Raw genomic sequence first — 13,943 nt, 5'->3', positions numbered from 1 at the left:
CGATCTCTCATGCTCCGGAGGCCGTGATGAAAGCTCTTGCAAATGACCATGATCAGATGATTGGAGAATACGTTGCTCTCAATTCCAGGAGCACCGTTGCCCCTTCACATCCAGCCAGTTCCTCTGATGAGCTTGCAGAAGATCTGCTTGGTCTCTTCCTGGAGAGCGCGCCGATCTCATCATACAAAGACCTCTCAGCAAGCCTGTCAGATGCCTCTGCTTCAGATGACACGGTTGACGCTCTGACGGAGAATGAGGCGCAAGAACTTACACTTAGAGGTCTAAAATTTGGCCACACGAGCATGGTTGGCCAGCTGGCGCACGCCTGCCGCATGACTCCAGATCAGATCCATCAATGCTGTACGCATTCTTCTCCGGACGGATTCATTGTCATGCTCGTTGGTCTTGGGTTCTCTTCCCGTCTTGTCGATCAGCTGCTCGTCCGGTTTTGGGGCACACTCATTGAGACGGATCGCATGAGAGACCTGCAAAAGTCTGCTGCTGGCGTTAGCAAGAAGACTGCGCGACAGTTGCTCTGCAGCTGGAGTGGAGAGATTTCTCATCCTCGCTATCACACGATTTTTGAGGCAACCGAGACAGTTGTGCGGGAACTCAAAGCCCAGGGCACATCTTTAACGCGGCCCTCACATTACCATTCAGAACTTGCGACCCTTAAAGCCTGAAAATAAATCTTCAGGCCCCGGCTCTTTTGGCAGTGACAGGAAGCTTCTGGCTTCCTTATCTTCAACTTCGACAACCCAGAAGTCAGGGTCCATGCGTTCTTCGCGTGTGAGTTTGGTTTCAATTTCCTCTCGTGAAGTCTTTTCCATCAAACACTCAAACTCGCGATCAAGTGGCTTTTCCTCTTCAAAGAAAGACTGCGGGGCAGGACCGTAAAAGTCGTAGGTCGTGTCCAACCGATCAACAATGATGAAGATGGCACCTGCTTCCAGCGCGCCTTTGCGGCGTATGCCTGCGAAAGCACCTTCTCCGAAGCACCGGCGTGTGTAAGCAGCGACCCAAAATTCAGAGGTTACTCGCATCAAGTTGTCTTTCTTATTGAATTGGTCGCGCTATCAGATCCGTGTGCCACTGACAGTAGCAAGCTTAGAGAAGAGAGCTTCGCTCATTTGCCCGTCTATCTGCAAAGCATTATCGCGTTGGAATGCGGCAATTGCAGAAGCGGTCTGGCCACCCGGAATACCATCAATTGTAAGCGGGCCGTACCCCAGATCTGCCAATGTTTTTTGCAGGCGCTTGATACGCTCAGTCATTGCATCCGTTTGACCGGAGACTTGTGTCAGATTGGAGCCACTTTGCGTCAATGCTTCAATTTCCTCAGGACTTGCCCGAGGAATAGGAATCTCAGTCCCTTCAGCAGACGCGGTGTTTGGAGACGGCGTAAACGCGGCAAAGTCCATTGTCAGCCGTGCGAGCAGCGCTTCGGTCACCTGCCCGTTTTCACTCATTGCGCGTTGTCTTTGATAAGCACGGACTGCCCGTTCTGTCGCGGGACCGAACTGGCCATCCAAACTGCCCGGATACACCCCTAAACGGCGCAGTTCTTTTTGCACTTCAGCAACCAGCTCTTGCTGTCTCAATCTCTGAGTTGCTCTTACAAGTTCTGAGCTATCTAACTGGCTTTGAGAAACCCGCGTGGCGACCATTGGAGAGGGATGCTTGGCATCTTGCAAAAAGGCAGCGTTCACCGCGATCAGCGACGCCATGCCAACGAAGCCTAACAGCACCAATGTAGAGAGCTTGTTCATGCCTGGAGACTTTTTGGAGGCAGCGTTAGCAACAGCAGCATGATCGACTTCGCCATTTTCATAGAAAACACCGTCTTCGTCATAGTCCACATGCATTTGGTAATCACCATCAGGCTGCGTATGTGCAGCCCCCCTACGGGCTCCACCTTTGCTCGCTTTTTTGCCGTTTGGCTTTCGCCCCACCATCAAGCACTACCTCTTTCAACGCAATTTGTGTGTCACCCGAGTACTCGGTCACTACCAATGTTAACTGGTGTCTTCCTGAGAGGTTAGAGATATCGCCCTCACCTCAGCAAGTCCACTTTGAATAGCTCTCTGCCCACCGAGAACCACCATAAAACCTTGGGTTAAATTGGGCTGTATTCTGGTTTTCCAGTCCTACTGTTTCTATCAAGTTTTGCTTAAAAAAACTCTTATGTGCACTTTTGAGTTTTAATTGTGAGCCCCATCTGGTGGCTTTTCACTTCAATAAGGTGCCGCTGGGATACTTTTTCTACACCTTTTATTAATCATAGATACGCTTCGCAAAATTTTCGAAAGACCAAAAATAGCCATAAATTTCAGTAGTTTTCAAATTTACATAAAATTTGATTCAATTTTATTGAGAACAATATATGTTATATTTGAGAGTAAACCCTATAGTTTCAACAAGTTAAACGACTATCTAAAAGTTGTCAGCCTATTCGGCGCACTTGAAACCCACGGGCGAAGCCAATGTTCTTTTTGCTTAGAACTACATTTTGGATCGGACTTGTACTGCTTCTGCTTCCAATTGGAACTGGCAGTGATGAGGACGCACCATCTATTGGGATCGTTCAGGTTTACCTTGCTGCTCAATCCACCGTGAAGGACCTTGGCGGTTTTTGTGATCGTAATCCCAATGCTTGCGAGATGGGCGGCTCTGTCATCACTCTCGTCGGTTTAAAGGCAAAAGAAGCTGCTCGCTTGACCTACAATTACCTCAGCGACAGTGAGACAGAAGATCTGCAACCCACAAAGTTTGCTGCTCTGCCGTCAGCTCAGGATGCTATCGAGGCCATACCGTTTGATGAAGTTGCAGCTGGCCAGCTGCTGCCGAGCCTTACAAGCCCATCAGACGAGCCTGCACATTCCGGTACACTTAGTTCAGCTGATCGGGACATTCCATGGCAACTCGATCAAGACCAGCAACAGAACAGCTCTGCGCAAGCAGATCCATCTGAACAAGGTCTGTTTGCTGAAGTTCAGCCAATCTATGCAACTCCAGTTGCTGCTGTTCCGTTACCGCGTCCTAATCCGCTGTATTACGGCCGGAATTAAGGTCAATTTCCATAAATCTGAGCTATTTATGGCCTATACTCTCATTTGGAGTGTGGGCCGTTATATATTTTGAATCCAATCGTATTGCCCCTAACCGGTTGGCGCGGTAGAAACGCCCTCAAAACCCTGAGTGAGAGAATAGTATTATGACCACTGCGATCGCTGATATTCTGGAAGGCTTTGAGTTCCTCGAAGACTGGGAAGACCGCTATCGCTATGTCATCGAACTGGGTCGAGAACTTGAGCCCCTGACAGATGATGAACGCAGTGAGGAAAACCGCGTTCATGGCTGTGTTTCTCAGGTCTGGCTTTCGAAGAACATTCAGGAAGATACCGATAAAGGCCCGATCCTGTTCTATAAGGGCGACAGCGATGCACACATTGTTCGCGGTCTTGTTGCTATCGTTCTTGCGCAATACTCCGGTGTTTCAGCAAAGGAAATCCTTGCAACGGACATCGAGAGTATATTTGGCAAGATTGGCCTCAAAGAACACCTGACGCCTCAGCGTTCCAATGGCTTGAGTTCCATGGTTCAGCGTATCAAGGATGATGCGTCTGCTGCTCTAACTCCGAATTAGACGCTGCCCAACTCGCCATCCGAGCGTTTTCGGGACCGACCGCACGACTGCGAGACGAACCGTAATGTGTAGCAAGTCGGTCTAGCGCCAACCCCAAAACAATCTTGGCTGTTCGTTGTGGCCATTGACGCTCGCTCTCAACCTGTTTCAAAGGCTTCAAGAAACAGCACACATCCATGAGAACGCCGGAGAGCTCCGGTCCGACAGTTGAGAGAGCTCTTTGAAGGCGATCTCTGGCATCGTAAACGCTGTCGGATACATCATCTACCTTAGTACTCGATCTTGATGATTGCTCGCTACGCCAGTTAGATCTAACGGTTCCCCAAAGTTGCGCGTAGGTGAAATCTTCTCTTAATCGCTCACCTGTTTCAAACTGCAGCTCCGAGATGTATCCTCTCCCCGTTTTGTCCTTTCTACTCCTTAGCCAGGCCAGTGGACTTTCTGAGTTGATGGTATTGATCTGAGATTGCTCTGTTTTGGATTGAGTTTCCAACCCTCCAAGGCTCAGTTTTCGCCGCAACCAGCTTTTGCCTTCTTTGGTCAGTTGGTAACCCTGCGCATAGGGAGCAACCAGCGACAGGGCTATTGCACGCGATAAGGCAGCTTTAGCATCCCCCTCAGGTTCCGCTTGCTGCTTTGCAACTGCGAGCCCTTTGCAAAATTTGATGAGTTGCACTTCAGATACTGCTTCCTCAGGCTGGGTAGGCATCAGGCTGACCTCCGGAGCTTAGGGAAGAATGTATGCGCGCACTGGCAACAGACGCAGACAGCTGCCCCTCTATCTCTGAGAGGACAGCATCAAATTTCGGATCTTCTCTTAAATCTTCAACCACCTTGCAGGCATGAGCTGCTGTTGTTCTGTCACGCCCAAAGACTGCACCTGCTTGGGACAGAGTCATGCCCATTGAGACGTGAAGAATATACATAGAGACTTGGCGGGCCTGTGCAGCTTTTGCATAACCGCGGGAGGCAGAATGAAGCTCCTCTGGCTTCAACCCAAATGCAAGCGCAACACGGCCTGTCGCCATCCAGTCCACCGCTGACAGAGGCTTTTGGGACAGTCCAGAATGAACCGAAGACTCCGAACACGGACTCTTGGACATTTCATTTTTCTCCCCCTCAGAAAATCTTGGCATTTAATTACTCCAATGAACTGATTGGTTATCGTCAAAGAACAATTGATTGTTGCCCTAGCGATACTCGGGGGGGATAAGATTGGTACCTCGCGGTCTCAAAGCATAAATTTTTCTAAACGACTGGCAGACTTAAGCGATTTTTGAGTCCAGCTTCGAAGTTTCGAAAGCTGCCCTTAAAACCTTATCGAATTATTTTTTTGAATTAACTCTTGAGACTTGCAGGTGTTTTGAGATCACAACTTAGTAAAGCACAAGAAAATTAGAACTTAAGCTCTAGTGTCAGATGAACTAATTTTACCTTTACGGAAGGTCGAAGAAGGCGTGCCAGGGCACTATGCACAACACGTGCACCCTTAAGGGAAATTCATCAATAATGGGGGGATATGAAACAGCAGAAGGGGAATAAAAAAAACCAGCCCCGATTGAGGCTGGTTTTCTGTCAGGATATGTCCTGAAATTACTTAGCGCGTTTACGCTGCTGGCCGAGACCCATTTTCTTAGCAAGCTCAGAACGAGCTGCCGCGTAATGAGGAGCAACCATTGGGTAGTCTGAAGGCAGACCCCATTTTTCACGATATTCTTCAGGTGTCATATCGTAATGCGTGCGTAGGTGACGCTTCAGGGACTTGAACTTCTTACCATCTTCAAGACAGATGATGTAATCGTTCGTAACAGACTTCTTCACCGGCACAGCTGGCTTGAGTGGCTCAGGCTCTGGCTCGGAAAGATCACCACTGGTTTTCTGCAAAGCGACGTAAACGTCGTTGATCAGCACAGGCAAATCGGCAGAGGCCACAGTGTTATTACCAACATAGGCTGACACGATATCAGCAGTCAGTTCCATCAAATTATTATCTGCAGGGATCTCGCTCATCTCTAACCTGTCATCTTGTGGATCTAAATTTCGTAGGTGTGCTTACTTACTACAGAACTAATACTTCAATCCGAAGATTAAACGTTAGATCCGTACTTATCTCAGCTAAGCTTCGACTCTAAACAAGCAAAAACCATAGGAGGCTTTTATAGAGACAGGAAATAAGGATAACAAGTTAAATTCGGTAAGAAAAAGCAGATTTACTATGGTTTTTTGTGCATTGTGATTTAGAAGGACCTTACAGACTTCCAACAAACTTGAGAAATCATAGAAGTAAACTAGATAAACTGCTTGCCCTAATGTACAGGTAAAAGAATGAGGCTTTGCTGTGTAATTGGCTGTTGGCAAGGCGGTGCCGGTGAAACTCACGTTTCTAGTCAACCGCCTTCCCAGAGGGCATTGTCGATTATTTCTGGTGATTTGGTTGCACTAAACCCCAGAAACTGTGACCGAAGCTGACATATTATTGCGGTATTTCAGGCTCCGCAGACTTCTTCGTCACACTCAACTCGTCCAACTTGGTTTCCTTACAAGGTTTGTAGCCCACGACATAGGCTGCGCGCGCGATGAGGTGTGCAGAAACCGGAGCCGTCAACAGAAAGAAGCAGACGGTCGCAACAGCGCGCATGAAATCATCCCACTGCTGCGAATAGAGGCCAAGCGCCAGCACCATCAAGCCAGACCCCAAAGTTCCCGCCTTGGACGCTGCGTGCATGCGTGTATAGACGTCTGGCAGACGATTGATGCCAAGCGCTGCGCCAGCTGCGAAGATTGCTCCTATAATGAGCATAATCCCAGTCAGGATAGAGATAACTGCTGACATCATTTCTGCTCCTCCTGCTTTTCGGAATCTTTGATTTCCTGCATGATAATAAAGTCTTTGGCCTGCCCTCGATTTAAGATGAAACGGGCGAAGGCAACGGTTGCCAGAAAGCCGACAAGACCGAGTGCAAGCGAGATATCAATATAGAGCGTGTATGATGACCCAACACCCACAGTCGCTATCAGGCCGATGGCGACAACCACCAATAGATCCAGTCCAACAATACGGTCAGGCAAAGTTGGGCCTTTGATGATGCGATAGACAATCAGCAAGAATGTCAGGCCGAGAATAAAGAGCGCGATGCTTACACAGGCATACAGAAAATCTGATGCGAAAGCCTCAAATCCGTTCATCGAAACGCCTCCAAGATCTGACGTTCAAAACCATTCTTGATGCCATCAATTGTTTCTTCTGGGTCTGGCACGTTGAGACAATGAACAAACAAGACCTTTCGATCTTCCGAAACATCGACGGAGAGCGTTCCCGGTGTCAACGTGACCATGTTTGCCAGCAATGTGATCTCAAAGTCTTCGCTGACTGAGAGCGGCACTGCGATGATGCCTGGGTGGAGATTGATCTTCGGTTTGATAACAATCATCAGCACCCGCCAGGAGGACAGCACCAACTCTTTGAAGAAGCTGCCAGCAAGAATGAGAATCTTCCCACCGCGCTGAAAGTAGTCTCGAAATGCGATCTGTTCCCGGATCAGGAACAACGCAATACTGGACAAGATAAAACCGAAAATCAGATTCAGCGGTGTGAATGAGCCGGTAACAGCGCCCCATGCTGCTGCAAGCAGCAAGTTCATGAGAAAGACCGTGTTGTTCATCGGATGCCTCCAAATACGGAACCGATATAGGCTGTCGGATCAATCAGCGTTTTTGCTCCATTTTCAGTTATGGACATCATGGTTTCCGGCAAGATCCCAATTATGAAGATCAGCGCGGTCAACACGACGAGTGGCAACCAGATGCTCCACGATATCTCAGAGGCGTCAGAGCTTCCGGCAATGGGGAGAGCTTGAATGCCATCCACCGTGTGCTCATTCCCGCCCCGCCAGAATGCGAAGATCCAAAGACGTCCTACAGCAATGGTCGTAAACAGCCCAGAGACCAGAATACCAGCTGCGACCCAGCCACGACCAGCTTCTAGCGCACCAGCTACGAGCAACAGTTTTGCCCAGAAACCAGAGAAAGGTGGCAAGCCTGCGACTGCGAGCAAGAGGATCAAGCCTATTCCAGCGCCCAGAGGCGTGCGGATGTAGAGACCTCCGATTTCCCGCAGGGAAAATGTTCCGCTCATCTGGAACATGAAGGCGACCAAGAGATAAAGCGCGGTCATGATGAGAACGGAATGCATGGAGTAGAAGATCGCACCAGATACAGCAACTTCATTGCCAACTGCGATACCAGCCATCATGGCACCGATACCAGCGATGACGAGATAGGCCATCAGGCGTCGGATATCTGTTTGAGCCAGCGCACCAAGTGAGCCGGTCAGCATCGTTGCGATGGCGACTATTCCAATTAGAGAGGCGAGCCAGTCACGACCTTCCGGCATCAGCAGAAGCATCACTCTGAGCAGCGCATAGACACCGACTTTGGTGAGCAAGCCTGCAAAGATTGCGGCCACTACCAAACGTGGTGTGTGATAAGAGGCTGGAAGCCAGAAGTTGACCGGGAATGCCGCTGCTTTCATAGCAAATGCGAGGAAGTAAAGGGTCGCTAAACCAAGCATTGGACCAGAATTGTCAAAGGCTTTCAGCTTGCCAGCGATATCCGCCATGTTCAGCGTACCAACCAGCCCGTAAAGCAAGCCAGTTGCTGCAAGGAACAGAGTTGTCGCAATCAGGTTCAGCACTGCATATTTTACAGCACCGTCGATCTGCACCTTTTCATTTCCGAGGATCTGCATACCGAAGGATGAGATCAACAGGACTTCAAACCAAACATAAAGGTTGAAGATATCTCCTGTCAGAAATGATCCAGTGACACCACAGAGCAGCATCAGGAGGAACGGATAGAAACCGTAGCGTCTTTCGTTTTCAGCAATTGAGTTCATTGCGAAGACGGCGACACACATGGTTGCTACAGAGGCTGTCAGTGCCAGCAACGCGCCGAGCGGATCAGCTGTAAAAGCGATACCGAATGGCGGGAGCCAACTGCCCATCACCATTGTCACAACACCATTGGTGAGAACGTGGTTGAGCAAGCCGATGTTTGAAAGGATCACCAGTGCGATTGTTGTGATCGCTATCCAAGGTTGAGTGGTCGATTTCTTTCGGAAAATAATTGAAATTGCACCGCCTGCCATGGTGAGCAGGACAGGAGCAACCAATAGCCAGTCGGCAAGAGGCACCGCCTCCGTCACCATAGCCGCTGTAATATCAACTGTCGTTTTCGTTGCAGCCATCTACTTAGTACCCCAGCGGCGGTTCAGAATGTTCTTTGGGTTCTGCGACGCGCATATCAAGCAAGTCATCTGTTCCCAGCTCCTGATAGGCCCGGTACCCGAGGACCAGGAAGAATGCCAGGAAGGAGAACGAGATCACAATTGCGGTCAGCACCAATGCCTGAGGCAGAGGGTTCGCTGTTGCTTCTACGGGGAGATAGCTTTGAAGCGGAATAATAGGCGGCACATCCCGTGTCAGGCGTCCTGCCGTGAAGATCAAGAGGTTCACGGCATTTCCAAGAATGGCAATGCCTAGCAGGATCCGTACAAGTTTGCGTGACAGAAGCAGATAGATGGAACCAGCAAAAAGGATCCCGACCAGAACAGAGAAAAGCGTTTCCATTAGTCTGCCCTTTCTTCCAGAGAAAGAGCGATCGAAGAAATCGCTCCTACCACCACCAGATACACTCCAATGTCAAAGAACAGCGGTGTTGACAGGTCAATCACCGTGCCCAAAAACGGGAGAGCAAGCCACTGACTTGTCATTGCTGGCTGACTGAAGAACAGGCTCGGCAACACAGAGACAACCGCGAGGAGCAGGCCTGACGCAGCAATGGACATAGGATGAAACTTCATTGCCCGGCGAACTGCAGAGACACCGCAGGCAATGCCATAAATTGCAAAGGCAGAAACGGCAATCAACCCACCGATGAAACCTCCACCAGGCTCATTGTGCCCACGGAGCAATACAAAGACGGAAAAAAGCATCATCAGAGCAGAGAGATACGGAGCGACCGTTCTGAATATAAGCGTATTCATTAGCGATTTTTCTCCGAATTCGAGTTTCCGTTTGATTTAGGTCGCACTCGGATAAGTGCAAGAACCGCCAGACCTGTTACCATCACAACGGAGATTTCTCCGATCGTATCGAAGCCACGGAAATCAACGAGAATAACGTTCACGATGTTCCGACCGTGCGCAATCGTCCGACTGTACTGTGTGAAGAACTCAGAGAGTGTTGGGTCAAACGGCAGTTGAATAATGGACATCAGCAACATGCTGATACCCGCACCGCAAAGCACTGACAGGCTGATATCAAAGGCTTTGCCACGCGATGACCGGGCATCGGTTGGCTTCAGATTCAGACGTGTCATTACCAATGCAAGGATCACAACCGAGAGTGTCTCGACCATAAACTGCGTGAAGGCCAGATCCGGCGCTCCAAAGAGCAGGTAGATCAGTGCCACTGCAAAGCCTTGAATACCAAGCAAGACAATCGCCGTTACTCGGTAGCGTGCTGTTAACACGGCATAAACGCCAATCACTGCAATCGCGGCAATAAACCACTCATAAGCATAGAAGCTGCCTATACCTTGCAGTTTTGGCCAATTGCCCGTGAGGATCATTGGTACAAACAGCACCAGCGCGATTACGGTAAACGTTGCGCGCATATAGGTGACCATACTGCCAGTTTGAACTGTTTGTGTTAGCGTGGTTGCAAAACGAATGATAATTTCCAGGACTTGGTCGAAGCCTTTATCTGGTCCCCACCCAATGGTTCGCAGAGCATCAGCAACAATCACACGGAGCTTATCCATGTACATGAAGATGATAATACCAAGGGCAACTGTCGCCAAGGACAGGTAAAGCGCCGGTGACAGGTATGTGGGGAACAGATGCAACTCTTCATCAAATGGTGTTCCCAGAATTGCAGAGGTCATTGGTGACAAGAGCTGATGACCAACTGATGCGATGAATGCACCGGCTGCCAAGCCCAGAACCGCAAGAGTGATTGATCCTGCAACAAGTAGGACAGTTCCTTCATGAGCAACTTTTGGTGTTTTCACCTTGGCGCCGAAGAACGGTTTAATGGCAACGGTCGCGGCCAGAGCAAACATCATCGCGTTGCCCAGTACGGCAAAGCCAGTCCAAAGCCCACCATTCACAGCGTGCCATGTTCCGTCATAAAGAACTTCTTTTGCAACAAAGCCGACCAGAGGTGGCAAACCTGCCATTGACAATGCTGATAGGACCGCAGCTGTACCGGTGATCGGCATCAGTGAGAACAAGCCCCCTACTCTGTTCAGATCGCGCGTACCTGATTCATGGTCGACGGTTCCGACCACCATAAACAAAGAGCCCTTAAAGAGTGAATGCGCGAACAGGTATATAACGGCGCCTTGGATCGCCACCGGGTCAGACGTGCCTGTTAGCATCACCAGCAACCCGAGAGACGCAACTGTTGTGTAGGCCAGAACAAGTTTGAGGTCGGTCTGCCGAATGCCGAGAATGGTGCCAACGAGCAGTGTGATGCCACCAAAGATCGGAAGTACGGTCATCCAGAGTTCTGTATCTCCCAGAACCGGATGCATGCGCATGAGCAGGTAAACACCGGCTTTCACCATGGTGGCAGAGTGCAAGTATGCAGAAACAGGTGTCGGAGCTTCCATTGCGTTTGGAAGCCAGAAATGGAACGGGAACTGCGCAGACTTGGTGAAAGCGCCCAGCACCACCAAGATGAAGATCGCGGTGTAATATGGGCTTTCGCGTAAAACGTCGCCGGAGTTGAGCAACTCACTTAACTCGAAACTACCACCCTGGTAGCCAGCTAAGATCAAACCAGCCATCAGAGCCAGACCACCGCCGCCAGTCACAACAAGCGCTTGCACAGCAGAGCGGCGAGAAGCACGGCGCAGATGGTCAAACCCAATCAACAGGAAGGACGTGATAGACGTCAACTCCCAGTAGACGAAGAGCGTGATGACGTTGTCAGCAACAACAACACCCAGCATGGCCCCCATGAAGAGGAACAGGTAGGACAGAAACTGCCCAAGATTCTCATGGCCTTTCAGGTATCCACCTGCATAAAGCGTAATGAGCGTTCCTATTCCCGAAATCAGAAGAGCAAATAAGACAGACAGGCCATCCAGATAAATCGAGAAATTTACGTTGAAGGTGGGAACCCACTCCAAGCTCGCCTTGAATGTTTGCCCCTCGGCAATGCCTGGCACGAATGAAAGAAACTGTAGGAACGCCAATGCAGGAATAACAGCGAGAAGCCACGCAGCATTGTGTTTCAGAGTCTTTGCCAGAAAGGGACTAAGCGCAGCGGCAACAAACGGGCCTAATAACGCCCAGAACGTTGCCTCGACACCGAATAAAGGCATGTAGCACTCCGTAAATTTATTAGTGTGGTTAACCTATAAGACCGAGTCGAATTTGCCAAACACGCTCCCCCGACCACTCCAAAGACATAATCTGCCCACCCATGCAGGGCAAGTTCATCACATTCTAGTTTTGTCAGGTTCCAATAAACTTTAACCTCACCTAATTGTAACTTGCCTTATAGGCATTGGCTGTTTGTTTATGTCTTGGTAAACTTAACATGGCCCTACCATTGAGCCCGGTGAATAAGGATTTCTATCATGTTTAACAAAAAATCACCTAAGGACATGACCGAGTCGGAATGGCGGGAACAACTGCCCCCTGAGCAATATCGTATCCTTAGGGAAAAAGGTACCGAACGAGCCTTTACAGGCCCTTATTGGAATACCTTTGAAACAGGCACCTACAGCTGCACAGCATGTGGCTCTAAGCTATTCAAATCAGACACAAAATTTGATGCAGGCTGCGGCTGGCCAAGTTTCTTTGAGGCGGTCTCTCCCGATGCTGTGACAGAACATAAAGACGCTACGCTTGGCATGGTGCGCACAGAGATTTGCTGTGCAAGTTGTGGAGGACATCTCGGACACGTTTTCCCTGACGGCCCACCACCAACAGGACTTCGCTACTGCATGAATGGTACTTCGATGACATTCACACCCGACACGTAGTTTTGATCAAATCCAAGATAGGTGTTATCGCGAGGCAAAAGAGCGACGTTTTGAAGCTGTGGAAGAACAACTCTAATTACATTGAAATAATATTATCTGCTCTCTTCGAAAGACATATGAGCATGAAAATTATCGGTGTAAAAAGCTTCAGGTTCAAATTTATACCTTCGATTCAGCGCATATCTTCTCAGGGATAAGTTTTAATCGGGAACTGGCTTTATGCTCGTTCCCGATTAAAATGCTGAAGAATAGAATTCAGATTTCAAAATCATAAGCGTAAACTCAGTCAGGTATAATGAAAAAGTCAGCTCCACCAAGCGCGCAGATGCGCACTCATGAAACCAGCCATCATGGTTTTACTCGCAACGAGCCTTATGCCTGGCTGCGCGCAGATAATTGGCAGGAGGTAATGCGAGACCCCACTCTGCTTGATCCTGAGATCCGTGCCTACCTTGAAGCAGAAAATGCTTATACCGAAAACGAGATGGAAGACACTGAAGAGCTGCAAAAGGCACTTTTTGCAGAGCTTAAAGGTCGGATCAAAGAAGACGACAGTTCAGTTCCTTCTCCTGATGGTGAGTACGCCTATGCGATGAAGTTTGTTGAAGGTGGCCAACACCCCAAATTTGTGCGCAGCAAGCGTGATGGGAGCGACCCTATTGTTCTTGTCGATGGCGATCTTGAAGCTGATGGCAAAGCATACTTCAAATTTGGCGGTGCATCTCACAGCGATGACCATAGGTATCTGGCCTGGGCTTACGATGACAAAGGCTCCGAGTACTACACACTGAAAGTGCGTGACACGACGACAGGACAGGATCTGGAAGACACCATACCAGACACTGGTGCAGGCGGTGTTTGGTCTACGGACGGTCAGTATCTGTTTTATGTTCAGGTAGATGCAAACCATCGCCCTTCCAAGCTCTTCCGCCACAAGCTTGGCACAGCACCGTCTGAAGACGTTCTTGTTTATGAAGAACAGGATACAAGCTTCTTTGTTGGACTTGGCAGAACACAATCCGGACGCTTCATTTGTATTGGTTCAGGCGACCATGAAACCACCGAGGTGTGGCTTATTCCAGCAGATGAGCCTTTGGCAGCCCCTACGTTGGTTGCCAAGCGTGAGACTGGTGTGGAGTATTCCGTTGAAGACAATGGTGACCGCCTGCTGATCCTGACCAACGCTGGCGAGGCTGAAGATTTCAAGATTGTCAGCGTACCGCTCGTCGCTCAGCTTGCT

At 49.4% G+C, this 13,943-nt stretch carries 16 protein-coding genes and 1 pseudogene; 5 read left to right on the top strand and 12 right to left on the bottom strand.

Going from position 1 to position 13,943, the window contains the following annotated elements; translation table 11 throughout:
* On the top strand, positions 1-683 hold a 683-nt coding region (locus PPL9_RS28430), incomplete at its 5' end, for a hypothetical protein (RefSeq protein ID WP_208989698.1).
* On the opposite strand, the gene PPL9_RS28425 is transcribed toward PPL9_RS28430, so the two are convergent.
* Entirely contained in the window at positions 657-1,043 is a 387-nt protein-coding gene (locus PPL9_RS28425; RefSeq protein WP_082597157.1) for a DUF1491 family protein, read from the bottom strand. The genes PPL9_RS28430 and PPL9_RS28425 overlap by 27 nt on opposite strands.
* A 33-nt stretch (positions 1,044-1,076) precedes the next feature.
* Positions 1,077-1,955, bottom strand: coding sequence for a peptidoglycan-binding protein (locus PPL9_RS28420; RefSeq protein ID WP_057465875.1), 879 nt, complete (start codon positions 1,953-1,955; stop codon positions 1,077-1,079).
* Between the two features lie 528 nt (positions 1,956-2,483).
* On the opposite strand from PPL9_RS28420, the gene PPL9_RS28415 reads away from it, so the two are divergent.
* On the top strand, positions 2,484-3,068 hold the full coding sequence (locus PPL9_RS28415) for a DUF5330 domain-containing protein (protein ID WP_057465874.1): 585 nt from the start codon (positions 2,484-2,486) through the stop codon (positions 3,066-3,068).
* Between the two features lie 146 nt (positions 3,069-3,214).
* Entirely contained in the window at positions 3,215-3,646 is a 432-nt protein-coding gene (locus PPL9_RS28410) for a SufE family protein (RefSeq protein WP_057465873.1), read from the top strand.
* On the opposite strand, the gene PPL9_RS28405 is transcribed toward PPL9_RS28410, so the two are convergent.
* From PPL9_RS28405 to PPL9_RS28360, 10 genes are all read right to left on the bottom strand, one after another.
* Positions 3,609-4,355 carry a DUF6456 domain-containing protein gene (locus PPL9_RS28405; protein WP_057465872.1) on the bottom strand — a complete coding sequence of 249 codons (747 nt, stop codon included), beginning with the start codon at positions 4,353-4,355 and terminating at the stop codon, positions 3,609-3,611. The genes PPL9_RS28410 and PPL9_RS28405 overlap by 38 nt on opposite strands.
* Positions 4,339-4,749: a helix-turn-helix domain-containing protein gene (locus PPL9_RS28400; RefSeq protein WP_057465871.1), complete on the bottom strand. Its 411-nt coding sequence runs from the start codon at positions 4,747-4,749 to the stop codon at positions 4,339-4,341. Before PPL9_RS28400 ends, PPL9_RS28405 begins: the two co-directional genes overlap by 17 nt.
* 490 nt (positions 4,750-5,239) lie before the next feature.
* On the bottom strand, positions 5,240-5,656 hold the full coding sequence (locus PPL9_RS28395; protein WP_008549808.1) for a MucR family transcriptional regulator: 417 nt from the start codon (positions 5,654-5,656) through the stop codon (positions 5,240-5,242).
* A gap of 463 nt (positions 5,657-6,119) precedes the next feature.
* Positions 6,120-6,482 carry a monovalent cation/H(+) antiporter subunit G gene (gene mnhG / locus PPL9_RS28390; protein ID WP_057465870.1) on the bottom strand — a complete coding sequence of 121 codons (363 nt, stop codon included), beginning with the start codon at positions 6,480-6,482 and terminating at the stop codon, positions 6,120-6,122.
* Positions 6,479-6,832: a cation:proton antiporter gene (locus PPL9_RS28385; RefSeq protein WP_057465869.1), complete on the bottom strand. Its 354-nt coding sequence runs from the start codon at positions 6,830-6,832 to the stop codon at positions 6,479-6,481. Before PPL9_RS28385 ends, mnhG begins: the two co-directional genes overlap by 4 nt.
* Positions 6,829-7,308, bottom strand: a complete 480-nt coding sequence (locus PPL9_RS28380) for a Na+/H+ antiporter subunit E (protein WP_057465868.1) — start codon at positions 7,306-7,308, stop codon at positions 6,829-6,831. Before PPL9_RS28380 ends, PPL9_RS28385 begins: the two co-directional genes overlap by 4 nt.
* On the bottom strand, positions 7,305-8,891 hold the full coding sequence (locus PPL9_RS28375) for a Na+/H+ antiporter subunit D (RefSeq protein ID WP_057465867.1): 1,587 nt from the start codon (positions 8,889-8,891) through the stop codon (positions 7,305-7,307). Before PPL9_RS28375 ends, PPL9_RS28380 begins: the two co-directional genes overlap by 4 nt.
* A 4-nt stretch (positions 8,892-8,895) precedes the next feature.
* A complete protein-coding gene (locus tag PPL9_RS28370; RefSeq protein ID WP_057465866.1) occupies positions 8,896-9,273 on the bottom strand; it encodes a Na+/H+ antiporter subunit C in 378 nt (125 codons plus the stop codon).
* Positions 9,273-9,689 (bottom strand): Na+/H+ antiporter subunit B, encoded by a 417-nt coding sequence (locus PPL9_RS28365; protein WP_057465865.1) that lies wholly within the window; start codon positions 9,687-9,689, stop codon positions 9,273-9,275. The genes PPL9_RS28370 and PPL9_RS28365 overlap by 1 nt, the downstream gene beginning before the upstream one ends.
* Positions 9,689-12,037: a putative monovalent cation/H+ antiporter subunit A gene (locus tag PPL9_RS28360; protein ID WP_057465864.1), complete on the bottom strand. Its 2,349-nt coding sequence runs from the start codon at positions 12,035-12,037 to the stop codon at positions 9,689-9,691. Before PPL9_RS28360 ends, PPL9_RS28365 begins: the two co-directional genes overlap by 1 nt.
* A gap of 258 nt (positions 12,038-12,295) precedes the next feature.
* Here PPL9_RS28360 and msrB point away from each other — a divergent pair, with 258 nt between their 5' ends.
* Positions 12,296-12,703, top strand: a complete 408-nt coding sequence (msrB, locus tag PPL9_RS31710; protein WP_082597155.1) for a peptide-methionine (R)-S-oxide reductase MsrB — start codon at positions 12,296-12,298, stop codon at positions 12,701-12,703.
* Between the two features lie 295 nt (positions 12,704-12,998).
* Positions 12,999-13,943 (top strand): annotated as a pseudogene (locus PPL9_RS28355) (S9 family peptidase); the annotation flags it as partial.

Origin of the sequence: Pseudovibrio sp. POLY-S9 (assembly GCF_001431305.1) — a bacterium.
Lineage (GTDB): Bacteria > Pseudomonadota > Alphaproteobacteria > Rhizobiales > Stappiaceae > Pseudovibrio.
This window is presented reverse-complemented; position numbering and strand designations above follow the sequence as displayed.

Coding starts and splice junctions, on each gene's coding strand:
- mnhG (WP_057465870.1), bottom strand. CDS start 6,482: ATGATGTCAGCAGTTATCTCTATCCTGACTGGGATTATGCTCATTATA.
- PPL9_RS28395 (WP_008549808.1), bottom strand. CDS start 5,656: ATGAGCGAGATCCCTGCAGATAATAATTTGATGGAACTGACTGCTGAT.
- msrB (WP_082597155.1), top strand. CDS start 12,296: ATGTTTAACAAAAAATCACCTAAGGACATGACCGAGTCGGAATGGCGG.
- PPL9_RS28415 (WP_057465874.1), top strand. CDS start 2,484: ATGTTCTTTTTGCTTAGAACTACATTTTGGATCGGACTTGTACTGCTT.
- PPL9_RS28360 (WP_057465864.1), bottom strand. CDS start 12,037: ATGCCTTTATTCGGTGTCGAGGCAACGTTCTGGGCGTTATTAGGCCCG.
- PPL9_RS28410 (WP_057465873.1), top strand. CDS start 3,215: ATGACCACTGCGATCGCTGATATTCTGGAAGGCTTTGAGTTCCTCGAA.
- PPL9_RS28365 (WP_057465865.1), bottom strand. CDS start 9,689: ATGAATACGCTTATATTCAGAACGGTCGCTCCGTATCTCTCTGCTCTG.
- PPL9_RS28400 (WP_057465871.1), bottom strand. CDS start 4,749: ATGTCCAAGAGTCCGTGTTCGGAGTCTTCGGTTCATTCTGGACTGTCC.
- PPL9_RS28385 (WP_057465869.1), bottom strand. CDS start 6,832: ATGAACGGATTTGAGGCTTTCGCATCAGATTTTCTGTATGCCTGTGTA.
- PPL9_RS28370 (WP_057465866.1), bottom strand. CDS start 9,273: ATGGAAACGCTTTTCTCTGTTCTGGTCGGGATCCTTTTTGCTGGTTCC.
- PPL9_RS28405 (WP_057465872.1), bottom strand. CDS start 4,355: ATGCCTACCCAGCCTGAGGAAGCAGTATCTGAAGTGCAACTCATCAAA.
- PPL9_RS28375 (WP_057465867.1), bottom strand. CDS start 8,891: ATGGCTGCAACGAAAACGACAGTTGATATTACAGCGGCTATGGTGACG.
- PPL9_RS28380 (WP_057465868.1), bottom strand. CDS start 7,308: ATGAACAACACGGTCTTTCTCATGAACTTGCTGCTTGCAGCAGCATGG.
- PPL9_RS28420 (WP_057465875.1), bottom strand. CDS start 1,955: ATGGTGGGGCGAAAGCCAAACGGCAAAAAAGCGAGCAAAGGTGGAGCC.
- PPL9_RS28425 (WP_082597157.1), bottom strand. CDS start 1,043: ATGCGAGTAACCTCTGAATTTTGGGTCGCTGCTTACACACGCCGGTGC.